General features: G+C 58.0%; 25 protein-coding genes and 1 tRNA gene. 20 read left to right on the top strand and 6 right to left on the bottom strand.

Annotated elements, in window-relative coordinates; genetic code table 11:
- Positions 1-10 precede the first annotated feature (10 nt).
- On the bottom strand, positions 11-1,726 hold the full coding sequence (locus tag KCG46_RS00945) for a CHASE domain-containing protein (protein ID WP_218403497.1): 1,716 nt from the start codon (positions 1,724-1,726) through the stop codon (positions 11-13).
- A 139-nt stretch (positions 1,727-1,865) separates the two neighbouring features.
- On the opposite strand from KCG46_RS00945, the gene KCG46_RS00950 reads away from it, so the two are divergent.
- Together KCG46_RS00950 and KCG46_RS00955 are read left to right on the top strand one after the other, a co-directional pair.
- Positions 1,866-2,066, top strand: coding sequence for a NepR family anti-sigma factor (locus tag KCG46_RS00950; protein WP_218403498.1), 201 nt, complete (start codon positions 1,866-1,868; stop codon positions 2,064-2,066).
- Complete coding sequence (locus KCG46_RS00955) at positions 2,066-2,689, top strand: sigma-70 family RNA polymerase sigma factor (protein ID WP_218403499.1); 624 nt, start codon at positions 2,066-2,068, stop codon at positions 2,687-2,689. The genes KCG46_RS00950 and KCG46_RS00955 overlap by 1 nt, the downstream gene beginning before the upstream one ends.
- Here the strand turns inward: KCG46_RS00955 and KCG46_RS00960 are convergent.
- The gene (locus KCG46_RS00960) at positions 2,686-3,975 is read right to left on the bottom strand and encodes a dicarboxylate/amino acid:cation symporter (protein ID WP_255551702.1); all 1,290 of its coding nucleotides are present in this window, start codon (positions 3,973-3,975) and stop codon (positions 2,686-2,688) included. The genes KCG46_RS00955 and KCG46_RS00960 overlap by 4 nt on opposite strands.
- A 115-nt stretch (positions 3,976-4,090) precedes the next feature.
- Between KCG46_RS00960 and glmM the strand changes: the two genes are divergently transcribed.
- The 4 genes from glmM to KCG46_RS00980 all read left to right on the top strand — a co-directional run bounded on the left by glmM (position 4,091) and on the right by KCG46_RS00980 (position 7,561).
- Complete coding sequence (gene glmM / locus KCG46_RS00965; RefSeq protein WP_218403500.1) at positions 4,091-5,428, top strand: phosphoglucosamine mutase; 1,338 nt, start codon at positions 4,091-4,093, stop codon at positions 5,426-5,428.
- A gap of 14 nt (positions 5,429-5,442) precedes the next feature.
- Entirely contained in the window at positions 5,443-5,667 is a 225-nt protein-coding gene (locus KCG46_RS00970) for a DUF1272 domain-containing protein (protein ID WP_218403501.1), read from the top strand.
- A complete protein-coding gene (thiD, locus tag KCG46_RS00975; protein WP_218403502.1) occupies positions 5,664-6,479 on the top strand; it encodes a bifunctional hydroxymethylpyrimidine kinase/phosphomethylpyrimidine kinase in 816 nt (271 codons plus the stop codon). The genes KCG46_RS00970 and thiD overlap by 4 nt, the downstream gene beginning before the upstream one ends.
- Positions 6,480-6,574: 95 nt before the next feature.
- On the top strand, positions 6,575-7,561 hold the full coding sequence (locus tag KCG46_RS00980; RefSeq protein ID WP_218403503.1) for a YHYH protein: 987 nt from the start codon (positions 6,575-6,577) through the stop codon (positions 7,559-7,561).
- Here the strand turns inward: KCG46_RS00980 and KCG46_RS00985 are convergent.
- Both KCG46_RS00985 and KCG46_RS00990 read right to left on the bottom strand, forming a co-directional pair.
- On the bottom strand, positions 7,558-8,439 hold the full coding sequence (locus KCG46_RS00985) for an LOG family protein (RefSeq protein WP_218403504.1): 882 nt from the start codon (positions 8,437-8,439) through the stop codon (positions 7,558-7,560). The two genes, KCG46_RS00980 and KCG46_RS00985, sit on opposite strands and share 4 nt — an antisense overlap.
- A gap of 85 nt (positions 8,440-8,524) precedes the next feature.
- Positions 8,525-8,598 (bottom strand) — tRNA-Gln (locus KCG46_RS00990).
- A gap of 165 nt (positions 8,599-8,763) precedes the next feature.
- On the opposite strand from KCG46_RS00990, the gene KCG46_RS00995 reads away from it, so the two are divergent.
- Both KCG46_RS00995 and KCG46_RS01000 read left to right on the top strand, forming a co-directional pair.
- A complete protein-coding gene (locus KCG46_RS00995; RefSeq protein WP_218403505.1) occupies positions 8,764-9,972 on the top strand; it encodes a Ppx/GppA phosphatase family protein in 1,209 nt (402 codons plus the stop codon).
- Positions 9,972-10,637, top strand: coding sequence for an RlmE family RNA methyltransferase (locus KCG46_RS01000; protein WP_218403506.1), 666 nt, complete (start codon positions 9,972-9,974; stop codon positions 10,635-10,637). The genes KCG46_RS00995 and KCG46_RS01000 overlap by 1 nt, the downstream gene beginning before the upstream one ends.
- 18 nt (positions 10,638-10,655) lie before the next feature.
- Here the strand turns inward: KCG46_RS01000 and KCG46_RS01005 are convergent, their stop codons facing one another.
- Positions 10,656-11,363 carry a c-type cytochrome gene (locus KCG46_RS01005; protein WP_218403507.1) on the bottom strand — a complete coding sequence of 236 codons (708 nt, stop codon included), beginning with the start codon at positions 11,361-11,363 and terminating at the stop codon, positions 10,656-10,658.
- A gap of 131 nt (positions 11,364-11,494) precedes the next feature.
- Between KCG46_RS01005 and KCG46_RS01010 the strand changes: the two genes are divergently transcribed.
- Genes KCG46_RS01010 through KCG46_RS01060 form a run of 11 tightly spaced genes read left to right on the top strand, consistent with a single transcriptional unit; the run spans position 11,495 to position 21,219 of the window.
- Positions 11,495-12,388, top strand: coding sequence for a prephenate dehydratase (locus KCG46_RS01010; protein ID WP_218403508.1), 894 nt, complete (start codon positions 11,495-11,497; stop codon positions 12,386-12,388).
- Positions 12,389-12,447: 59 nt separating this feature from the next.
- A complete protein-coding gene (locus tag KCG46_RS01015) occupies positions 12,448-13,158 on the top strand; it encodes a hypothetical protein (protein ID WP_255551703.1) in 711 nt (236 codons plus the stop codon).
- Positions 13,155-14,423: a DUF4350 domain-containing protein gene (locus KCG46_RS01020; RefSeq protein WP_218403509.1), complete on the top strand. Its 1,269-nt coding sequence runs from the start codon at positions 13,155-13,157 to the stop codon at positions 14,421-14,423. Before KCG46_RS01015 ends, KCG46_RS01020 begins: the two co-directional genes overlap by 4 nt.
- Positions 14,420-15,382, top strand: coding sequence for an AAA family ATPase (locus KCG46_RS01025; RefSeq protein WP_218403510.1), 963 nt, complete (start codon positions 14,420-14,422; stop codon positions 15,380-15,382). The genes KCG46_RS01020 and KCG46_RS01025 overlap by 4 nt, the downstream gene beginning before the upstream one ends.
- Positions 15,383-15,386: 4 nt before the next feature.
- Entirely contained in the window at positions 15,387-16,727 is a 1,341-nt protein-coding gene (locus KCG46_RS01030) for a DUF58 domain-containing protein (RefSeq protein WP_218403511.1), read from the top strand.
- Positions 16,724-17,815 (top strand): stage II sporulation protein M, encoded by a 1,092-nt coding sequence (locus KCG46_RS01035; RefSeq protein WP_218403512.1) that lies wholly within the window; start codon positions 16,724-16,726, stop codon positions 17,813-17,815. Before KCG46_RS01030 ends, KCG46_RS01035 begins: the two co-directional genes overlap by 4 nt.
- Complete coding sequence (locus KCG46_RS01040) at positions 17,812-18,732, top strand: RDD family protein (protein ID WP_218403513.1); 921 nt, start codon at positions 17,812-17,814, stop codon at positions 18,730-18,732. Before KCG46_RS01035 ends, KCG46_RS01040 begins: the two co-directional genes overlap by 4 nt.
- Entirely contained in the window at positions 18,729-19,196 is a 468-nt protein-coding gene (locus KCG46_RS01045; RefSeq protein ID WP_369410146.1) for a GNAT family N-acetyltransferase, read from the top strand. Before KCG46_RS01040 ends, KCG46_RS01045 begins: the two co-directional genes overlap by 4 nt.
- Positions 19,193-20,122: a class A beta-lactamase gene (gene bla, locus KCG46_RS01050; RefSeq protein ID WP_218403514.1), complete on the top strand. Its 930-nt coding sequence runs from the start codon at positions 19,193-19,195 to the stop codon at positions 20,120-20,122. The genes KCG46_RS01045 and bla overlap by 4 nt, the downstream gene beginning before the upstream one ends.
- A gap of 18 nt (positions 20,123-20,140) precedes the next feature.
- Positions 20,141-20,335, top strand: a complete 195-nt coding sequence (locus KCG46_RS01055; RefSeq protein WP_218403515.1) for a hypothetical protein — start codon at positions 20,141-20,143, stop codon at positions 20,333-20,335.
- Positions 20,332-21,219 (top strand): fatty acid desaturase, encoded by an 888-nt coding sequence (locus KCG46_RS01060; protein WP_218403516.1) that lies wholly within the window; start codon positions 20,332-20,334, stop codon positions 21,217-21,219. The genes KCG46_RS01055 and KCG46_RS01060 overlap by 4 nt, the downstream gene beginning before the upstream one ends.
- A gap of 3 nt (positions 21,220-21,222) precedes the next feature.
- Here the strand turns inward: KCG46_RS01060 and KCG46_RS01065 are convergent, their stop codons facing one another.
- Positions 21,223-22,335, bottom strand: coding sequence for an isoaspartyl peptidase/L-asparaginase family protein (locus KCG46_RS01065; protein WP_218403517.1), 1,113 nt, complete (start codon positions 22,333-22,335; stop codon positions 21,223-21,225).
- Positions 22,336-22,471: 136 nt separating this feature from the next.
- Between KCG46_RS01065 and KCG46_RS01070 the strand changes: the two genes are divergently transcribed.
- Positions 22,472-23,620: a mechanosensitive ion channel gene (locus KCG46_RS01070; protein ID WP_218403518.1), complete on the top strand. Its 1,149-nt coding sequence runs from the start codon at positions 22,472-22,474 to the stop codon at positions 23,618-23,620.
- Positions 23,621-23,642 lie beyond the last annotated feature (22 nt).

Raw genomic sequence — 23,642 nt, forward strand, 5'->3', positions numbered from 1 at the left:
CGCATTTGGGTCAGAGAGACACCGGCTCGCGAATTTGGAACTCGCTTCGCCGCCGGACCGGCACGCGAAGGCGGCAATGCACACCGTGGTCATGAAAATCGAGCTGCACCGGATGTTTCAATTCGTGTGCGACAATCTTCTCGATCAGCTCCAAGCCAAACCCCCTCTTGCCAGGCTGTGCAACAGGCGGGCCGCCCGCCTCGCACCATTCCAGTTCAGCAAGATTTTCGCCCACCAGTTCCCATGTAATGGCAACCGAACCTTCGGATGCGCTCAGCGCCCCGAATTTGGCAGCATTGGTGGCGAGTTCGTGGATCGCGAGGCCGAGGGACAGGGCATCGTTAGGGGCGAGCTCAACATCAGGGCCTGAGACAGCGAAAGCGTTTTCCGAATCGCCGCGGAAATGTCTCAGCTCAGCCTCGATAACGGAGCTCATGGCAGTCGTGCCCCAGTCACTTCCGGTGAGAAGGTCATGCGTTGCCGAAAGCGAGCGCACCCGCCCTTCGAGGCTATCGGCGAAATCATCGAGGCCCTTGGCGCGTCGGCGGGTCAACGACATGATCGAAAGCACGTTTGCCAACGTGTTCTTGACTCGATGATTCAGTTCCCGGCTTAGGGAATTACGGATTGATTGTTGCTCTTCATAGAACGTCAAACGCGCCCGATCTTCATGCGCCTGCTGCGTGATTAGGCGGGCCAACAACATCAAAAGGCCAGACAGAGCCAGTCCGAACAACAGCGTAACCATGGACAATGGAGCAAGCGTCTGTTTCTCATCGGTTTCGACAAGAAGTATCATTTGCCGATTGGCGAACGACACATTTTGCTCAACCTGCTGCGTTGTTCTCCCGTCGAGTGTCACAGCGGCGAGCTGTTGCTCCGGTTTCAGCGCTTCGTCGTACAATCGCACGCCGAGACCTGTCGAACCAGTGCGTTCGATTGCCGTTTCAAGAAAGCGCGCTGCATCGAACGGGCTGTAAACGAAGCCAGCCAAGCTCTCATTGGCATCGCGCAAGGATGGCTCACCGGAATAGACCGGCATAAGGATCATAAAACCGAGCGCTTCATCAGACCCCTCTTGCGCGACAATAATTCGGCCCGATGCTGTTGGTTGAACTGTGCGTTTTGCCTCGTCCATCGCCTTTGCGCGGACGGGGTCGGAATACATATTGAACCCGAGCGCGCGCCGGTTTCTCCGCGTGTCGGGGGAGAAATAAGTGATAGGGGCCAACCGCGGAAGCGCAGGCCCAGAGACAGGCCGAATGTCCGGGAATTCGGGTTGCCCCGCCCGAACTCTTTCAAGGAACTCTGCCTCGCCCGTTCTTGGGAGCACGGTGATCCAGCCGATCCCTTCCGCTCCCTTATATTCTAGGTTGAGCCGCAGTTCGCTGACAAACTGGCGGAATACGCTGGGACTGACTTCATCAACGCTGGAAAAAAGTGCAGCTCCGGCCCGCAGATAAGATGAAAAACTGTTGCCGCGCCGCTCCAGCTCAGAAGCGATCGATTGCGCCTGTTCCCGCATTTGAGCGGCATCGCGTGCTCGCTCGCTGCGCTCAATCGAATAGACACTGAGGGCTGTTATAGCGGCGATAGCGGCAAAGATCGCAAGCGGGATTGCGCGGGGATAGTTGAGCATCCACCCGCGCACACTCCCACGCGCTTCGCGCGTCTTTTGCACTCCCCTTTCGGGGCCAGTATCGTTCATGGTCGTATTCGTATTCATTATGCAGTATCTGCTATCCCGTGTGGACGGAACCAAACAGGGCGCGCTTCGTTCCCACTCTACGCGAAGAGGTGATGTACACCAAAGGTGTAAAACCGAGATTGCGATAGACACCACTAGAAGGGATCTGGTCGAGCCGATGGCTTCGGATAAAAACGTGACGGATAAAGGCATGGACAGCGACAGAGGCAAAGACGGTGCAGCAGCGCCGGACTGGGCCAATGGCTTGCGTCAGTTCTACGATTCCGTGGTAGACGAACCCATCCCTGACAGTTTCAAAGACCTGCTCGACAAGCTCGATGATCATGAGAATGCATCGGGCAAAGGGTCTGGCAGATAATGGCGGATAAAAAGCCACTGCCGGTGCGCACACCGGCTGAAAAAGCAGCGTTCAAACGAGAACTTACCGAAGTTGTCCCGCATCTGCGCGCCTTCGCGCGCGGCCTTTGCGGCCGGCCTGATATGGCCGATGATCTGGTTCAGGAAACCATGCTGAAAGCGTGGGCCGCACAAGACCGGTTTGAACCGGGTACATCGATGCGTGCCTGGACGTTTGTGATCCTGCGCAATGCGTACCTCACCGATATGCGCCGCAACCGGTTCCGCGGCGATTATGATGAAGGCGTGGCAGAGCGTATCCTCACCGCTCCAGCGGGTCAGGAAGAGCCGATCCATCTTTCCGACATGCACCGCGCATTGCTTACGCTGCCGCCTGAACGGCGCGAGGCTTTGCTACTCGTCGGCGCTGGCGGGTTCTCTTACGAAGAGGCAGCCGAAATTTGCGGTTGCGCGGTCGGTACGATCAAAAGCCGGGTAGGACGCGCGCGCGCAACTTTGAATTCCATGCTGGAAGACGGCGATATTCCGCGGCGATCGACCGAAGATGCGAGAGCACATCGGGCGATCCTCGAAGAATTGGATAACGTCGCAGCGGGCAAAGGCATCGCTGCTGCCAAGCCTTAATCGCTGGCTTCGTCCGAACCGCCGCGATCCACTGCAGAAGTCACCGCGACATTCATAGTTACGTTCGCAAGCGTCCGCATAATATCCGGCAGCATTTCGACAGCGACCAGCAGGGCTAGCGGCTCAATCGGCACTCCCATCGCAAGTGCAATTGGGCCGATTGAAACCACAAAGCTGATCGAACCCGGCAGGCTGACCGATCCGATGCTGATGATGACCGCAATCAATATCCCTACGATCATCAGCGTAAGAGGCACTTCAATGCCTGCAAGCGCCGCGACATAGAGCGCGACCGCCAAGTTCATCGCGACACTGGTTGCGCGGAAGATCGCAACAGCCAGTGGCAAGACAAATTCGCTGGTCTCCGGACGCAGTTTCAGCCGCGTGGCGCTATCAAGCATTGCCGGCAGGCTGGCGAGCGAGCTCTGTGTGGACACCGCCACCGCCTGTGCCGGTACCAATGCCTTCGCAAAGCGCAGCGGGCTAATCCCGCCGAGCACCCACGCCAACAGATAAGCGAGCACCAGAATAAATCCGCCCATGGCCGATACGATCAGGATGTAATGCGCAAGCGCGGCAAATGCCCCGCCCCCGCTTCGCATGCCGACACCGAACGCCAGAGCCAAAACACCCGCAGGCGCAAGCCACAAGACCCAGCCGATAATCATCAACATCGCATTGGCCAATGCATGGAAGAATCCGAGCAGCGTCTTGTTCTGGCCGCCGGGCAGCTTCGCGATTGCGACAGCGAACAGCGCGAAGAAGATCGTCAACGGTAACATTGACGTTTCCGCCGCCGCCGCAATCATATTGGGCGCAATAAGCGAAGCGGCGAAATCGAGAATTCCCGGGACTTGCTGTTCGCCGCCTGGCACTTCAGCCAAAAATCCGCTGGCCGCTTCGGGTATTGGGATGGTCTGCAACACCATCGGCATGATCAGCGCTGTAAATATCCCGCCCGCGATAAGAACTGCGAAAACCAACACCAAAAACTTGATCGCAGCCGCACCGGCGCGGGCCGCAGACATCATCTGCGCAATGCCGAGCACCAGCAAACTCGCCACGAGCGGGATAATCGTCATCTGAAGAGCCCGCAGCCACAGCGTGCCGACCAGCGCGATGCTATCCTGCAACCATTGCGGCAGCCCTCCGCCAGCAAAGGCGACGCCCAAACCCAGCCCCACAATCAGCGCGGCAAAGGTCGCGATGACAGGCAGGCGGATCGCAACCAGCTCAAAATTGCTATCAGAAGCGGCCGGTGCGCCCGCTGGAACATCATTGGTCAAAAACCGAACCCCTGCTTACCTGTAAATCTTTATGTCGAAACTCTTCCCTTCGCGCGATAACCGCGCCAGAAGCGCCTGACAAATATGGCTGACCAATCAGGGGGCTCTTAGGGGCATGGCACGTAAATTCTTCGGCACAGATGGCATCAGAGGCCGCACCAATAGCGGCGTCATGACAGCGGCGACGGCTATGAAAGTCGGGCAAGCTGCTGGCCGGCACTTTGTGCGCGGCGGTCACCGGCACCGGGTTGTGATTGGCAAGGATACCCGCCTGTCCGGCTATATGATGGAAAGCGCGCTGGTCGCCGGTTTCACCAGTGTCGGGATCGATGTGATCATGACCGGCCCATTACCGACGCCCGCTATCGCTCTGCTAACACGCGAAATGCGCGCTGATCTGGGCGTGATGATTTCTGCCAGCCACAACCTTTATGCTGATAACGGGATAAAGCTGTTCGGGCCTGACGGATTCAAACTGTCAGATGAAGCAGAAGCGGAAATTGAACGCTTGATCGAGACCGACATCCCACTCGTACCAGCGGAGAAGATCGGCCGCGCTCGCCGTATTGAGGATGCCCGGGGCCGTTATATTCACGCGGTAAAAAACTCGGTCGCCAGTGAAGTGCGGTTCGATGGGCTGAAGGTTGTCGTCGATTGCGCGCACGGCGCCGCCTATCAGGTTGCGCCATCCGCGATTTGGGAATTGGGCGCGGAAGTGATCGCGCTAGGCGTGAGTCCTGATGGCGTAAACATCAATGACGGGGTCGGCTCGACCGCTATCGAGGCGTTGCAAGCGCGCGTTGTGGAAGAACAGGCGCATGTCGGCATCGCTCTTGATGGGGATGCAGACCGGCTGATCGTCGTCGATGAGAAAGGCCGCGCGGTTGATGGGGACCAGATTATGGCCCTGATCGCGACACGGATGCACGAAAAAGGTGTCCTGAAAGGCGGCGGAATAGTCTCAACGGTCATGTCCAACCTGGGGCTTGAGCGGTATCTCGCCTCACAGGGATTAACGCTAGAGCGGACCAAGGTCGGAGACCGGTATGTGCTCGAGCGGATGAAAGAAGGCGGCTTCAACGTTGGCGGCGAGCAATCCGGTCACATGATCATGCTGGACCATTCAACCACAGGGGACGGCACGGTCGCCGCGATGCGTGTTCTGACCAGCCTGGTCCGCTCGGAAAAACCGGCCAGCGAGATCCTGCATCTGTTTGACCCAGTGCCGCAATTGCTCAAAAATGTCCGCTATGAGGGCGGCGCACCGCTCGACAATGAGGCAGTTAAGGCCGTGATTGCCGAAGCTGAAGCAGAGCTTGAAGGCAAGGGCCGCCTGGTGATCCGTCCATCCGGCACAGAGCCGGTTATCCGCGTGATGGCCGAAGGCGATGACAAGAAACAGGTCGAGGCGGTGGTCGACCGCGTGTGCGACGCCGTTCGCGCTGCAACCTAAACGGAGAACTTCCAATGCTGGAAATGCGGCCTGACTGCGAACGCTGCGGCAATGATCTGCCAGCCGAAGCTCCCGGTGCGTTTATCTGCAGCTTTGAATGCACATTCTGCGCGCCGTGCGCCGAAGAGATGGATGACCAATGCCCGAATTGCGGCGGTGAATTGATGGACCGACCGACCCGTGCGGCGAAGCTGCACGATAAGTACCCCCCATCAAAGCAGCGGAAATTCAAAGGGTGAACAAGGCCCCTCCCCGCATTCTCGCCATTGCCGGATCGGATTCATCCGGCGGCGCGGGCATTCAAGCGGACATAAAGACGATCACCATGCTCGGCGGCTACGCCATGAGCGCGATTACCACGGTGACCGCGCAAAACAGCGTCGGTGTGCAGGCAATCGCGCCGATGGGCGGCGCGATTGTACGTGAACAGATTGCATCGTGTGCCAACGATATCGGGGTGGACGCAATCAAGATCGGCATGCTCCACGATATAGAGATCATCAATGCTGTGGCAGAGGGATTAGACCTCATCGACAGCTCAGTGCCCATCGTGCTCGATCCGGTTATGGTCGCAACGAGCGGCGCGACGCTGATCGCTCAGGACGCGATAGCTGCAATGCGTGAAACGCTGTTTCCCAAGGCCACGCTGATCACGCCGAACCTTCCGGAATTGGCGCATCTGCTTGAGAGAAGCCTGACGGATTCGTCGCAAATGGCTGGCGCGGCCGAGGAACTGGGTGAAGACACCGGCGCCGCGATTCTCGCCAAAGGCGGCCATACGGGCGATGCGAGAGTAATCGACATTCTGTATGTTCCGGATACGCGCGCGGTTCAATTCGAACATGCCCGCATCGATACGCAGCACACGCATGGTACCGGCTGCACGCTGTCATCAGCCATCGCGACGCTGCTCGGCCACGGACAGCCACTGGTAAACGCAGTCAGGCTTGGGCGAAATTTCGTCCGCCACGCCATCGAAAATGCGCCCGGCTACGGTCTCGGCAATGGTCCATTGGGGCATCAGGCGGTCCGGTCCCTTTCGGAAGACTGATACAATCGTGCGACCATTTGCGACAATTCGCCCCTGACTGCTTTGACCCTTAGTTGATAGGAAACAGCAGATACAAAAACCGGAGCATCGGGCATATGGCGTGCAAAAGCATCGCAAGAACCACAATTGCATTGGGCATTCTGGCTGGCAGTCACGGACATGTGGTGGCCCATGATCTGAGCAGCGTTTCCGCACAACACGCCGGTTCCGACGCGTCGCTGCCAGTTGGCGACGGACGGGTTTCTACCGACGCGCCGCAAACCGGATATGTCTATTCATGCACCAGTGATTTCCGAACCGGCGGCGCAAGGCACTACGGCGAATGGCTGCGGCAAGGGCGATGGTTCCCTGACGAAAAAGTAGTCGTGAGCGGCGAAAAATCGTGGCCGGAAGCCTATTTTGAGATGGTGGCGGACAAAAGCAGCATCACGGTGAAGATGAACAGTCTGCCGACAAACCACCCGACCGGCACTTTCCCGATCGCTCGGAGCGACCCTGCATATCAATACGATACCAATCCCAATCCGATCGCTGCACAGGCGCTCGAACTTATGATCCCGGCACAGCCAAGTTTCGCGAGCGAACCCGGCTGCCTTCGCCGCGGGATGATTGGCTTCACGGTAAATGGGGTGGCATTGTACAATGCGCTGGACGACGCAGGTCTGGATGCCGCAGCACACGAAGTGCAGGACGCATGCGCCGGCCATCCATCAGGACGCGGCCAATATCACTATCATGCGGGGGCACCTTGCATCCCGGGTATCAAGGAAAACGCCATCATTGGCTGGGCCATAGACGGCTTCCCGATTATGGGCCTTAGCGGCGGCGAGGGACAGGCATTCACCAACAGTGATCTCGACGAATGCCACGGCCACGCGCAACAGATCGCGATCGACGGTAGGAACTATAGTTATGCCTACCGCGTCACCGCCGAATATCCATACACTTTAGGGTGCTACAAAGGCACTATCCTGCGGGGTACAAACCGGCAGATCCGCGAAGGCTTGAACACTCGGCGCATTCGCGGGGCGGCTGGCGGCAACCGCGAGCGGCAGCCTAGAGACCAACGCCGCCGCGATTAGGCGGAGCGATCTTCGAGTTCGTAGAATTCCGAAATGTGCTGCCAAGCGTCTTCAGCCGTTTCGCACCAGCGGAACAGCTCAAGGTCTTTCTTCGAGATCGTACCCTCTTCGGCAATCGCTTCGAAATCGACAACCCGCGTCCAGAAGTCCTTGCCGAATAGCAAGATAGGAACGGCCTTCATTTTGCCAGTCTGGATCAGAGTCAGCAGCTCGAAGAACTCGTCAAAAGTACCGAAACCGCCCGGGAACACCGCGACAGCCCGCGCGCGAAGCAAAAAGTGCATCTTGCGCAGCGCAAAGTAATGGAAATTCAGCGAGAGATAAGGCGTTACATACGGGTTCGGCGCCTGCTCGTGCGGCAGAACAATGTTGAGACCGATGGATTCGCCGCCCGCATCGCTCGCGCCGCGATTGCCCGCTTCCATAATCGACGGGCCACCGCCGGTTGTGACCACAAACTGGCGTTTGCCATCTTCAATAATGGCCTTTTCAGTGATCAACCGGGCGAGCTTGTACGCTTCTTCGTAATATTGGGCTTTGTCAGCAAGCCGCTGAGCCACCTTCTGCTCGTACTCGGTACCGTTCTTTGCCGCATCAATCTTGGCCTGCGCTTCTTCCGGTGAAGGGATACGTGCCGAACCATACATGACCATGGTCGAACCGACCCGCGCTTCGTCGAGCAGCATTTCCGGCTTTAACAGCTCAAGCTGGAACCTGACCGGACGCAATTCATCGCGAAGCAGGAAATCATGATCGCGGAACGCCAGCTTGTAGGCGGGATGTTCGGTCTGCGGCGTGCGATCCGGCGCTTCTTCTGTGAAACGCGACTCTTCGCCAGCGTGGTAAAACTTGTGATCTGTTAGGTCTTTATCTGTCATGCAAACGCTCTAGGCGCGCGGACTCGCATCGGCAAGATACCGAATGATCGCGCGCAGTTGGAATGCCGGTGGAATGCCGGTGGAATGGATGCCCCGTGAGGATTCGAACCTCAATTGACGGAGTCAGAGTCCGTAGTCTTACCATTAGACGACGGGGCAATACGCGGCGGGTTAAAGGGGGACCATCGCCGAGAGAGCGGGCCTCCTAGTTTCGCACCGCAGCACAGTCAAGGCCCCGTTCGCTTGCTCTTAATGCGCTCTTGAGTTAGCTTTTGTTTCAGGTGCTCGCGCCATACGCGCGGGTGATATGAAAGATACAGTATTATGGCGGACACGCATCCGCCGGACGAAGAAAAAAGTGTTGGCAAGAAAAGGGGCCGCAGGTCCGGTAACGTAGCAGATTTTCGCTACAAACGTCCCTCCCGACACAAAGGAAAAGGCGATAGCGGCGGAAAATCCCGCGCGCAGCGCTCCTCACCGAACAACGCTTCTGCGGCAAAACCGCATGGCGGGCATCGCCCCAGCGAAGCTTATGCTGCGCTCGATCTTGGTACCAACAATTGCCGCTTGCTGATCGCGCGCCCCTCTGGCCGCGATTTCACCGTGATTGATGCGTTCAGCCGCGTGGTAAAACTCGGCGAAGATCTGGCTACGACCGGCAGAATGTCTGATGAGGCGATGGACCGGGCACTGGGTGCCCTTTCTGTGTGCGCAGACAAGTTGCGACGCCGGAAAGTCAGGCTGGCACGCTCTGTCGCGACAGAGGCCTGCCGGCGCGCTGCCAATGGCGCCGCCTTTATAGAGCGCGTGAAAGAAGAAACCGGTATCGTGCTTGATATCATCACCGCAGAGGAAGAGGCCCGCCTTGCTGTGCTGGGCTGCCACATATTGCTGGAGCAAGGCAAAGGTCCGGCAGTCATCTTCGATATTGGCGGCGGTTCTACCGAGCTGGTCCTGCTGGAGCCGGGCGGAAAGATCCCGCGCATTATCGACTGGCAAAGTGTGCCATGGGGCGTCGTATCGCTGACGGATACGGTTGGGCGCGGCGAAGACAGTTATGACGCGCGGATCGCCCGCTATGCGAAGATGCGCGAGATTGTGTCGGGCAGTTTTGCGCCATTTGCCGAGCGTATTGCAGAGGCTTCAACGCATGACGACATTCGTCTGCTGGGCACCAGCGGCACAGTAACCACACTGGCAAGCCTGCACTTGGAATTGCCGCACTATGATCGCAAGGCAGTCGACGGGTTAATCGTTCCGTCTGCCGCTATGCGCAGTATCAGTGAGCGCTTGTCCGGCATGTCGCCAGAAGAGCGCAGTGAACTGCCATGCATCGGCAATGACCGTGCCGATCTGGTCGTGGCTGGCTGCGCAATTCTCGATTCGATCCTCGATCTTTGGCCGGCCGAAAAGCTGGGAGTCGCTGATCGCGGAATTCGTGAAGGTATCCTGCGCAGCCTTATGGCCGCAGAACGTCAGAGCGAACGCGCATTACAATCACTTCAAGAGACCCGTTCGGGCAAGGACAACTGATGGCCCGTTCCGGTCGCGATCCCGAAAAGCGTGTGAAAACAGGCAAGAAGCGCAGCGAATCTTCGATCCGCTGGCTGCAACGGCAGCTCAATGATCCATATGTGAAACAGGCCAAGGCCGATGGATACCGCAGCCGCGCAGCGTACAAGTTGATCGAACTGGACGAACGGTTCGGATTGATCCGCGGATCAAAGCGTGTGGTCGACCTTGGAATTACACCGGGCGGCTGGGCTCAGGTGGTTCGCGCCAAAGCGCCAAAGGCGAAAGTGGTCGGCATTGACCTGCTACCGACGGAGCCGATCGAAGGCGTCACCATTTTCGAAATGGATTTCATGGACGATGCCGCGCCTGCGGTTCTCGAAGAAGCATTGGACGGCCCACCAGATCTGGTGATGTCGGATATGGCTGCGAACACCGTAGGCCACAAGCAGACAGATCATCTGCGCACTATGGCGCTGGTCGAGGCGGGAGCATGGTTCGCAACAGAGACATTGGAAAAAGGCGGCGCCTTTATCGCCAAGGTGTTGGCGGGCGGAACCGATGCGGAATTGCTGACCTTGTTAAAGAAGCACTTCAAGACCGTTAAGCACGCCAAACCCCCGGCGAGCCGCAAGGGTTCATCCGAATGGTATGTCGTCGCTCAGGGATTCAAAGGGCGCGACTGATCGCGCCCATTTAAAGTCTTATTCGGAAGCGGCTTCTTCGATTTCAGCTGCTGCATCCTGTTCGGCTGCAGCTTCGCCTTCTTCGTCAGTTTGCGCTTCGCCTTCGGCACCCTCGGTTGCTTCCGCCGCAGCTTCTTCAACATATTCAGGAACAGCGAGACTTGAACCATTTGCGTTCAGATACATCGCGACAGCCGCGCGGTCTTCGATCTTGCCCAGACCGGCAAAGCTCATTGACGTGCCGCTGATGTAGCCTTTTGGAGATTTCAGCCACGCGTCCATTTGTTCCCAGCCCCAGCTTTCGCCCATGCTGGTAAGCGCCGAAGAATAGCCGAAGCCAGACTTCGAACCGAAAGCAGCGCCCATCACACCATGGAGGTTCGGACCAACACCGTTCGCGCCGCCGGCGTCAATCGAGTGGCATGACATGCACTTGGCGAAAACCTTCTCGCCTTTGGCGATCAGCTCGTCCTGCGGCATCATGTTAAGCGCCGCCGCCATGGTCATTTCGGCCGGACCAGCATCTTCCGATTCCGCCACCGCAATCAAATAGCCGGGGTTCTCAGGCATCTCGGGCTTATCAGCATGGAAGAACTTCCCGCTGAGAATCGAAAGGCCAAGGGCCATCACGCCTGCAAACAGGACCCAGCCTGCTGCGGTATTGAACAGGTCACCGCCGCCATTTTCGGCCGCAGGTGTCGTTTCTGAAGAGTTTTTCTGTGTCATTAGAGCGGTCCAATAATGCCCGCTGCGCGTGGGCGCAAGAGAGTTCGCATCATCTATTGGTGCATTGCGTGCAACCGGGCCGCTTTCCGCACTTGCCGCAAGGGCTAACCCGCATTAGCACGAGCGCCATTATGCGCAGTTTTCCCGGCCCAGCCATTGCTATCGTTGACCAGCTTCGCTCCGCAGCCGAGGCCAATCCTGCGCAAGCCATCGCGTTTCAGGGTTCGCCCGGTGCCAATTCGCACCGCGCCGCCAGCGAAGCCCGGCCCGATGCATTCCCGCTGCCTTGTTTCAGTTTCGAAGACGCATTGGAAGCGGTGAAGGATGGCCGGGCAGGCCAAGCCATCATTCCGATCGAAAATTCACAACATGGCCGTGTTGCCGACATCCATTTTCTGTTGCCCGAAAGCGGCCTTTCGATTGTGGGCGAGTATTTCTTGCCGATCCATCATGCGCTGATGGGCGTCGGCCCCGGCCCTTATGAGGCAGCATACAGCCACCCTCAGGCGCTGGGTCAATCGCGTTTGTTCCTGCGTCAACGCGGGATTGTGCCGCTCAGCTATGCTGACACCGCCGGTGCGGCGGCATTCGTATCGGAAAAAGGCGATCCGAAATTCGCTGCCATCGCGCCTGCTATTGCAGCGGAATTGTATGGTCTGGAAATCGCCGAAGAGCATGTCGAGGACAGTAGCGACAACATGACGCGGTTTGTGATCCTCGCCAATCAGCCAACCTTTCTAAAATTAGGCAGCGATAAGCAGGCGATCACGACCTTTATCTTCGAAGTGAAGAACATCCCTGCCGCGCTATACAAGGCGATGGGCGGGTTTGCGACGAACGGCGTCAACATGACGAAGCTTGAAAGCTACCAAAAGGGCGCGAGCTTTTCCGCGACCACATTCTACGCCGACATTATCGGCGCGCCCGGTGATCCGGCGGTGGACCGTGCGCTTGAAGAATGTGCGTTTCATTCCAAGGTATTGCGGATTCTTGGCACCTACGAGCAAGCGCGACCGCGTGGATAGCGAATAGCCCAATTTCTGCTGTTGCACCGCGCGATGAGCCGTGCCACCACCGCAGTCCAATGACCTATCCGGCGACGACCTCTCCTGCCGAAAGTGATGCACCTTCCTCCGCTGCCGAAACCGGCACGCCTTTGGAAAGCTGGGAAGGTGTCCGCGATGACAGTGACATCCAGTTTGCGCCGGTCGAAATCGAACCCACCCCTCCACCGGAACCCAATGCAATCGAGCAGGCGCTGAACGCATTCTTCGGATTCCTCGGCGAAGTGCTTTCGCCGGTGGGTGCTCTAATCGCTGGCATTTGGCCCGTGCTGCAATGGGTGCTGTTGGCGTTGCTGGCCGCCTTCATCATCTACATGCTGGTCAACACGATCGGACCGGTTGGGCTTAGAAAGCGCGATGCACGCAAAGACCGCGCCGCCGCAGGCGAGCCGGAATGGGCGCCAAGCCGCAGTGAAAGCCTCGCTTTGCTGGAAGATGCAGACAGACTGGCCGCAGAGGGCCGTTATGACGAGGCAACCCACTTGTTGCTTCAACGCAGCGTTGGCCAGATAGCAGCGGCAAAGCCCGACTGGGTTGAACCCTCCAGCACCGCCCGCGAACTCGCTGCTTTGCCTGCCCTATCCGAGGCGGCACGCGGAGCGTTTGGCGCTATTTCGGAGCGGGTTGAGCGAAGCCTGTTCGCGCTTCGCAAGCTTGATCAGAATGACTGGGTCGCGGCGCGCGCGGCCTATACTGATTTTGCCCTTGTGAAGATCGGAGAAGCAGCATGAGCGCAGCAACCCGGTCATCATCCCCATTTAGCAAGATGGCCGTTCTTGGGATTGTGCTCGTCGGCTTTCTCGCTTTCATCTCGCTGCTCTATTTCCTTAGCGCCGGCGACACTGGCGATCAGCGCAATGATGGTGCAGCCCACGCCTCTGCTACGGGTCTGAATGGCTATGCCGGGTTCGTCCGCCTGCTGGAGAAAGAAAACTATGATGTCACTCTTTCCCGCACTCCCGGCGGGCTAGAAACAACCGATCTGCTGATCCTGACCCCGTCTCTCTATGCGGACGGTGAAGAGATTGGCCGTATCCTCAATAACCGCGACTATCTCGGCCCGACAATCGTGATTCTGCCCAAATGGTTCGCGAACCGACCGCCGCGAAATTTGCCGGGCGAATCCGCTGGTGAATTCAAGGAAGGCTGGGTTCAGCTTGGCGGTGCGACGCAGCTTGCATGGACCAGCGAACTCCCCGGTGTCTTTGAATTTGAACATCAGATCGAAACGCTCGAAGAAACAGAAGCGCCGAATTGGTCAGGGATCGAAACGGCTGGCGAACTGCCAACCAAAACGGTCGCCTACGCCGAAGAGAATGAACTGCATCAGCCGCTCATCACTGATGGTGCCGGTCACACGCTCGCGCTCAGCGTACTGGGCGAAGAAGGCAGCGAATATTACGAAGACGCGCATTGGACGATTTTCGTCGTCGAGCCCGATCTGGTGAACAATTACGGCCTTGCCAGATCAGAAAACGCCGAGGCCGCACTCGCTCTGGTAAGAGAGGCGGGATATGGCGGCGAATACGAATCCGTCACCATCGATATGACCCTCCAGGGGTTTGGCGGTGCCGACAACTTGCTAACCTTGGCATTCCGGCCACCATTCCTCGCGGCTACTCTTTGCCTGATCCTTGCCATGCTGATCATCGGCTGGCGCGCGTTCCTGCGGTTTGGTCCGGCGGCAGTCAGCGGACCCGAAATCGCCTTTGGTAAGAAACGGCTCGTTAGCAATGGCGCGGGCCTGATTGTGCGCGCCAAGCGGCTTGGCCTGCTGGCTGAACCCTATGCCGATCTTTCTGCGCGGCGGCTGTCCCATCGGTTGGGCCTGACCCGACCCGAACCAGAAGCCATCGATGCGGCTCTGGCTGCGCGACTGCCCGATGAAGAACCTTATTCACTGCGCGCAGACCGTCTGCGCGAAGCCCAATCACCTACCGAAATTCTGCGCGCCGCACAGGCGCTGAGAGAGCTTGAAGGGAAACTTGCGAAATGAGCATGAACCTAGATGAACTGCGCGCGCTGGCGGACGCGATCCGCACTGAAGTGGCCAAAGCCGTCGTCGGCCAGGAAGAAATGGTCGAGCAACTGTTGGTGGCTATGGTCAGCGAAGGCCACGTCCTGCTGGAAGGTCCTCCGGGTACGGCGAAAACGTTCCTTGCCAACAGTTTTGCGACAGCTCTCGGCCTCGATTTCGGACGTATCCAGTTTACGCCGGATCTGCTGCCGGGCGATATCCTAGGTTCCAACCTGTTCAACTTTCAAACCAGCCAGTTCACGCTGACGCGCGGACCAATTTTCTGTGAATTGCTGCTGGCGGACGAGATCAACCGGACCCCGCCAAAGACGCAGGCCGCGCTGCTAGAGGCGATGCAAGAACGCCGCGTTACTCTGGACGGGGAAACGCACCAATTGCCGCCGCGCTTTATGGTGGTTGCAACCCAGAACCCGATTGAAAACCAGGGCGTCTATCCTCTGCCAGAGGCGCAGCTGGACCGGTTCCTGTTCAAACTGCTCGTGCCCTATCCGGATGAGGCAGAGGAGATGCGGATCGTCACCGATTACGGCAAACGCCAAGGGCCGCAGCGCCCCGCCGATCTGGGCGTTACCGCCGTCGCCGATTCCGATAAGCTGGTCGCTGCAAGCGGCGCTCTTGAGAATGTGACTGTCGCGCCGGAAATCACCCAATATGTCGTGCGCCTGATCCGCGCGACCCGCGACCATTCCGAATTGGCTGTAGGCGCAAGCCCGCGTGCTGCGGTGATGCTGGCCAATGCAGCAAGAGCACGCGCAGCTCTCGCCGGACGCGCCTATGCCATACCTGACGATGTGAAGGCGCTTGCCATTCCGGTGCTTCGCCACCGTTTGACCTTAAGCCCGGCGGCGGAAATCGAAGGCCGCGATATCGAAGCGCTCGTATCCGAACTGGTCGAAGCTACTGAGGCACCGCGATAGGCTGATGCAACTGCCCCGCATCACACTCCCGCTGGTTCCGACCGAGCGCGCAGCGTGGCTCATTGCCGCGTTCGCTCCGGTTGCGCTCATCATCGCGGCAATCGCGCCGCAGATGTGGGTCGTGGCACCAGCAGCGGCGATTGTGCTGATCGGGTTGATTATCCTCGACGGGTTTCTCGCAGGTTCCTGCCGCGAATGGGTCGTGCAATTGCCATCGGATACCGAAGTCGGACAGGCAACCGCGATTGAGGTCTTTGCCCGTTTCGCCCGCGTAATCGCGCTGGGACCAGAAGCCGCGATCGAATTTGACCCAAGGCTGGGCCAATCAGGCCGCGCCACGCTCAAGCTTTTCCGCGATCCGGAAACCGGTACACGCACCGGTGCGTTTGATGTCTATCCGGAGCGTAGGGGTACTGCGGAGATTTCGCGGGCATGGCTGCGATGGACCGGTCCGCTTGGCCTTGGCGCGCGGCAAAGCACCAAAGTGCTCGATAAAGAACTGCGCATCTGGCCCGATCTGTCACCTGTGCGCAGCCGCGAATTGCAGACATTCCTGCGCAATTCGCAGAACGGCCTGATCGCGCGGCGGATTCGCGGCGAAGGCACCCAGTTTGAGGCGCTTTCCGAATACGAGGCCGGCATGGACCGCCGCCGGATCGATTGGAAAGCGAGCGCACGGCACAACCATCTTTATGCACGCGAAAACGAAAGCGAGCGCAACAACCAGATCGTATTCGCGTTCGATTGCGGTCAGGCGATGTGCGAGCCGGTGGATGGAATGCCGCGCATCGATAGAGCCGTTTCTGCGGCCCTTACATGCGCCTATGTAGCCCTTAAAGGCGGCGACAAAGTCTCACTGTTCGGCTTTGCCCAGCGCCCTCAGGTAATGACCCCGTTTGCGGCCGATAGCCGCGCGTTCCACCGCCTGCAAAGCGCCGCCGCCGCGCTCGATTATGAGTCGACGGAGCCGAACTTCACCTTGGCGCTCGCGACGCTCACCGCGAAGCTGCAGCGCCGATCAATGATTGTGCTGTTCTCCGATTTCACCGACCCCACAGCGGCGGAAATGATGATCGAAAGCATCGGACGATTGGTAGACAAGCACCTGGTCTTGTTCGTGACGATTGCCGATAGCGAGCTCGACACATTCGTTAGCGAAGAGCCAAGCGATATCGCGACGCTTGCCCGCAGCGTGACGGCAGATACGCTCGCGACCCAACGTTCAATCGTGCTCCAACGCCTGCGCCATCTGGGTGTCGATGTGGTCGAGGCACCGTGGGATCAGATCGGTTACCGCCTGATTGACCGCTACTTCCTGATTAAAAACAGCGAGGCAATCGGATGAACACTGCTGTTCCTGCAACAAAGGGCGTCAAAGACCGCATCGGATCGTTCTTTGGTCGCGGAGAAATCGCCGCGCCAAGCGATATTGAAAGCGCTGCGCTGCGGTCTGACCGTTTCCGTCTCGAGCGCGAATCCGATTGGCGGCGGCTCGAAGACATCGTTGTTGCGATGGAGAAAGGCGGCGTGCGGCGGATCGATGATGAGGAGCTGCTCGCACTGCCGACTTTGTACCGGACGGCAGCGTCCAGCCTTTCAGTTGCGCGGGAAACATCCCTCGATGCGGCAACGCTGAAATACCTTGAAAGCCTCGTCCAAAGGGCGTGGTTTCAGGTTTACGGCCCGCGCAAAGGATTGTTCGGGTGGCTGCGTGAATTCTTCCTTGGCGGATGGAGCCGTGCGGTCCGCGAAATCTGGCTCGACGTGTGTATCGCGTTGTTCGTGATGACGGCGGGAGCGGTGGTTGGCTGGCTGCTCGTCGCCCAGAACAACGATTGGTATTACCGGTTGGTACCCGGCGATCTGGCGGACACGCGGGTTCCGGGTGCGAGCCGGGAAGTGCTGGCTGAAACGATTGAGGTCGAGAACTCGACCGGGGGTCTTTCGGTATTTGCCGCCTATCTTTTCAGCAACAATGCGGGCGTCTGCATCCTCGCCTTTGCGCTCGGTTTTGCCTTTGGCATCCCCTCCCTGCTGTTGCTTATTCACAATATGGCGATGCTCGGCGCGATGATCTGGCTGTTTGCCAGCGCAGGACTTGGCTGGGAATTTGGCGCGTGGCTCAGCGTGCATGGTACGACCGAGATCTTTGGTATTTTGCTGGCTGGAGCAGCTGGCCTGCATATTGGCCGGTCGATGGCTTTTCCCGGCACGCGCTCCATCCTCGAAGCCGCATCGGAAAGCGGCAAGCGCGGCGCAGTCGTGATGGTGGGCGTGGTGCTGATGATGGTGGTTGCCGCTTTCCTGGAGGCATTTCCGCGTCAGCTCGTAGAAAGCATGGAAAGCCGTTACATGATCGGCGGTGCATTCCTCGCATTTTGGCTTACGTACTTCTTCCTCTACCGCCCCGCGCGCGTTGAGGACGACGGATGAACGCGGCGACGGGCATAATAGACCGGACGAACAAGCGTGAGCGAACCCTGATCACGCCCGAAGGTCTTGCTGTGCCCGTAACCATCGCGGCGCGTGGATCACGGCTGGGCGCGCTGGTGCTCGATTTTGTATTTATCTTCCTCGCGCTTTTGGTGATCCAAATCGTTCTGTTGCTCGTGCTTGGCGGGGTGATTGATGACACGATGGAGAGCCTGGACGAGAACGTTTCGGGCGCAGCCGAATTTGTGATCATCATCCTGATCCTGGTCGTCTTCCTCGCGCGTTACGGATACTTTCTGGCGATGGAACTTGGGCCCCGCGGCGCAACGTTCGGCAAGCGGATTCTTGGTGTCCGGGTCGCCGCCCGAAATGGCGGAAGATTGACCCCGGAAGCCGTAATTGCACGCAATCTGCTGCGCGATATCGAATTGTTTATGCCGCTCATTTTCCTAATGATCGCGCCAAGCGGCGAAGCTGGAAATGCCGGGATAGCGGGCATGATCTGGTTCCTGATCTTCATGCTTTTTCCCTTCTTCAACAAAGACGCGCTGCGCGCCGGCGATGTGATCGCAGGCACTTGGGTATTGGAGGCGCCGCGCACAAAGCTGGCCGAAGCGCTTTCAACACAGGGGGCCGCTGCGAAAGGTTCGAGCATGGTCACCGGCGTGAAATACGAGTTCGGTGATGAAGAACTGTCGATCTACGGCGAGCACGAATTGCAAACGCTTGAGCGGATGCTGCGCGATGCCCAACCAGAGGCCTTGTCCGCCGTACATGAAACAATCTGCCGCAAGATTGGCTGGGATCCCGGCGCTGGTGATGAACGGGCATTTCTGGAAGCGTTCTACGGCCAACTGCGCGCCAAACTCGAAGGCGATATGCGGTTCGGCAAACGCAAAGCGGACAAATTCTCGTGAGCCAGTTTGAGATCGAACCTGATGACCTAACCGGCGCAGATGTCCTTGATCTGCTCCGCCTGCACCTCAATGAAATGCACCAATGGTCGCCATCCTGCAAAGTGCACGCCATGCCGCCAGAACGGCTGCGCGAACCAGATGTTTCGTTCTATGCTGTTCGCGACGGTACGGCACTTGCCGGTGTCGGAGCCATCAAGGCACTGGGCAACAAAAAGGGTGAGCTCAAATCCATGCGGGCCTCCCCAGCCTATCGCGGCAAGGGGGTGGGCAAGCTGCTGCTGCGGCAATTGATCGACGTGGTCCAAGCTCGCGGATATTCATGGCTGGGTCTGGAGACAGGGAGAGCCGAACCGTTCATCCCCGCTGTCCGCCTTTATGAGGCTCACGGATTTGCCGAATGCGCTCCATTCGGCGACTATGTTTCGGACGATTTCAGTCTTTGTATGGAGAAACACCTCGAATGATCCGGCGTCGCACCTTTCTCGGTGGATCAATCGCACTCGGTGCATCGGCATGTTTGCCAATTGATCAAAGCCCGCTTGGCCGCCTCACTGCAAAACTGCGCATTATCGAGGCGGCAGCCGATGGCACCTTGGGTGCTGAAATCTATGACACCGCGACAGGATCTTCTGTCGGCCTCAATCGCGATGCGCGCTTTGGCCATTGTTCATCGTTTAAACTGTCGCTTGCCGCTATAGTGCTCGCCCGGGATGCAGCCAAACTCGATAGCGTCGATCGGCGTGTCACATGGACGCAGGCCGATTTGATGTCAGTTTCGCCCTTCACGACGCGCCGTCTGGCAGAGGGTGCGACGCTTGGCGAACTCGCGGAGGCCGCACAGAAGTATTCGGACAATGCGGCTGCCAATATCCTGCTGCGAGAAATCGGCGGACCGGCTGAATTAACCGGCTTTTGGCGCTCGATCGGCGATGAAACAAGCCGCCTCGACCGGATTGAGCCATCACTCAACAACGTGCCCGCAGGCGAGTTGCGCGATACCTCAACACCTGCAGCGATGGCTCGCACCATTGCGAAGCTCATATATGGCGATGCCCTACCCGAAGCCCGACGATCAATGCTGCGCCAGTGGATGATCGATACTTCGACCGGAGCACGGCGCGTGCGCGCTGATTTGCCGGATGCATGGCCCGCAGGTGACAAGACAGGCACATCAATCTGGCCTGGCATGGGAAGTCTCTATGTCGATATCGGCTTCGTAGAACCCGACGGCCATCTTCCAATAACGTTCGCGGCCTATTTCCGTGCACAGAAAACCCATGACGGGATCGACCCCGCATCCGAGGAGGTTTTAGCGCGCGTTGGCGAAGTCGTCGCAGATTTCGCTCGCAGAGACCGCATCCTTCCTTTGTTATCGCAATTTGTCACCTAATCCGACAAGGAGAGGATTATGGAACGGGCATTGAAACTGGTTGCAGCCTTGCTGCCTATAGCTTTTGCCTTCGCATTCTTGGTGCCGGTTTTTGATCAGGGGATGCAGGCGCTCGGCATCAACGCGCCGTTTGGGCTATCCACTTTGACGCTCGCAGTGATTATCGGCGGTGGATGGGGATTGGTTGCGCAAGTAACGGGCCGCTGGATATGAACGCCCAGAAACCAATAATTCCGGCTGACCTTTCGCAAATGTCTGACCGAGAATTGCGCAAATTGGAACTTTCCATTGCACGCAAATATTCGGGCCAAGTGCCTTGGATCGCTGTGATCTGGGCATTTGGAAACCTTGCTTGCTGGCTCTCGCTTTGGCCGCTGGTGTTTCTGAACATTCTGCCGCTTTGGGCGGCGTTCCCGATCGCAACGATCAACATGGCGCTGGTTTATCTGCCAACGCATGAGGCACAGCACGATATTATCGCACGTCCGGGGACCAAATTGCGTTGGCTCAACGAACTGGTTGGTCACGCGACCAGCTGGATGCTCTTGATGCCGTTCCAGGTGCTTCGCGTCAGTCACCTTGATCATCACCGGCACACCAACGACCCGGAGCTGGACGTGGACATCACATCCAGCGCGAGCGGGCCGTGGCACGCGATCTGGAATGCGGTTCAGGGTCGCCAACCAAATGCGAAACGCAATCAGGATTACCTTGCCAGTCTGACACGCAATGGCCGCGAAGACCTGATTGTCTTGTCCCTGCTTTACAGGATCGGTTTTATCGCCATTCTCGGCACGCTGGCGTGGAATGGCTTTGCGATGGAGGCGCTATTGCTGTGGTGGCTGCCATACCAAATTGCCATCACTTACATCGTCTTCTTCTTGTCATGGGCGCCGCATCATCCCGCGACGCATCAGACGCGCTATACCAATACGCGCAGTTGGAAATCAGCCGTCGGCAATATCGGATCGATGGGGATGCAGTTTCATATCGTGCATCACCTGCACCCGTATATTCCGCTGCACCTGACACCGGCGGCTTACCGCGAAATGCGGCCAATTCTGGAAGCGCGCGGTTGCCGCTTAGGCGAAATCTAGCCTCTATTCCTCAGCAAAGATCGCAACTTCGTTCACGCCGTCACTTGTGGCCCGGCCACGGTACATACCGGTCGTATTGAAGCTGTAGAGAGCATGGCCTTCGGGCGTTACAAGAATAACACCGCCGTCGCCGCCGAGATCTTTAACTTCCGCCATAACCGCGTCGGCTTCTTCTTGTGCAGATTCCACACTGAGCGGAAATTCTGACGCGTGAATAATGTATGTCGGAAGTCCGTCTGCATCTTTCGGCACAACCGATTGCACGGCATCGATATCCATCCGGAACCGGTAACGCAGCCGAGTACAGATCTCCTGGGCCACACCAACCCGGATAAAGTACTCGCCCCAGCCAGTTGCTGAGACCGCGCAGCTGCGATTGTCCGCATATGTGCCTGCGCCGATCACCGGTGCATCGCCGATCCGTCCCCAACGCTTTCCCGTCATGCCGCCAGTGGATGTGCCAGCTGCCATGTTGCCTTCAAGATCAAGCGCAACTGCGCCCACAGTGCCGAATTTGTGATCAACATCCAAAGCGGAAAGCTGGCGCGCTTTCATCCGTTCGAGCGATTTGAGACGGCGCTCTGTCGCGAACCATTCCGGCGGCGCTGTTTCAAGTTCTTGCTCTGATGCAAACTGCTCTGCACCCTCTCCCATCAAGAACACATGCGGACTTTCCGTGCGCACTTTGTCGGCGAGCAGGATCGGGTTTTTGATTGTGGTCACACCAGTAACCGCTCCTGCGCTGCGATCGCGTCCGTCCATGACAGAGGCATCAAGCTCATTGCGCCCTTCCCACGTAAAGACCGCTCCGCGCCCCGCATTGAACAGCGGATCATCTTCGAGCGGAATAATCGCCGCCTGAACTGCTTCCATCGCGGTTCCGCCGCTGGACAAAATTGCCTTGCCCGCATCCAGCGCATTTTGCAGCGCGGCTTCATAGGCAGCTTTCTGCTCCGGCGTCATTTTATCCGGATCAAGCGTCCCTGCCCCGCCGTGAATCGCAATCGACCATCGCGGTTCTACCTCTTGTGCAAGAGCTGGCTGGGAAACCGTCCCAACAACCAATGCAAACAAAACTATGAAACTGGCGGCGAAAGACGAAACATAATTACGCATAAGAAGGCGATTCCCCATTGGGCTGTAAACAGCTGTAATTTTACGGCGCGTGCTATTTCGCTTTGTCATCTCAGGGTTCAGAAGAAGGCCCGCGTTACAATTTCCATTATTCGAAACCAAATAAGAGGGGTCCCCAATGCAACTTGGCAAATATTCTTTTGATCCAGAGCTCGCGATACAGCTCGCCGAAAAGGCAGCCTATGCCATCGGCATCCTGCTTGTCACGTGGTTGCTTGCAAATGCAGCCAAATGGGCTTTCGCAAAACTCGTGGACCGCGTGCCGTTTCTCAATCGCGGGATCAGCGGCGGCCAGAGCGTTGGCCTGTCGCTTGGCAAGATCGTTTCCCTGTTGATCTGGCTGTTCGGTCTGATCGCAATCCTTCAAGTGCTTGAATTGGATGCGGTCGCAGAACCGATCAACGGACTGCTTGATCAGGTTATGGCGTTCATCCCGAACATCGTCGGCGCTGGCTTGCTACTCTTCATCGGCCTGATGATCGCCGGTATCGTCCGCGATATCGCCGTAACCGCAATGCAAACCGTCAACCTAGACAAATGGGCCAACAAAGGCGGTGTCGAGGAAGTGACCGGCAACACCACCGTCAGCAAGACGCTTGGCACCATCATCTACGCTTTGATCGCAATTCCGGTGGCTATTGGCGCTCTCGGCGTGCTCAACATCGCGTCAATCTCTGGTCCTGCAACAGACATGCTGGCCATGGTTATGGCCGCTATTCCGAACATCATTGCAGCCGGTATCCTGCTCGGCATTGGCTATCTGATCAGCCGCTTTGTCGTTGGATTGCTCGGCGAATTGCTTGCCGGACTTGGAATTGACGGACCGATCACAGCGATGGGCGTGCTGCCTTCTGAAACGAAGGCATCATCGGTTATCGCCCGTATCGTGCAGATCGCGATCATCCTGTTCTTTGCCATCGCGGCGACACGGATGCTCGGCTTCCCCGAATTGACAGCGATCCTTGATCAGGTGCTGGCGCTTGGCGGCAGCGTGGTCTTCGGCGGCGTTGTTATCGCAACCGGTTTCCTGATCGCAAATATGCTCGGCAAAATGCTGGGCGGTGCGGGAATGGCAGGAACAGTGGTCCGCTATGCCACGATGCTCTTGTTCGCCTTCATGGGCCTTCAGTTCATGGGTGTTGGCGAAGAGATCGTACAAACCGCATTCAGCGCTCTGGTAATCGGCATTGCTGTTGCCGGCTCGCTCGCCTTCGGCCTTGGCGGCCGCGAATGGGCAGCGAAGAAGCTGGATCAAATGGACAAGTAATACAGAAGGCCGGCAAACGGCC

The organism is Erythrobacter crassostreae, assembly GCF_019204045.1.
GTDB lineage: Bacteria > Pseudomonadota > Alphaproteobacteria > Sphingomonadales > Sphingomonadaceae > Erythrobacter > Erythrobacter crassostreae.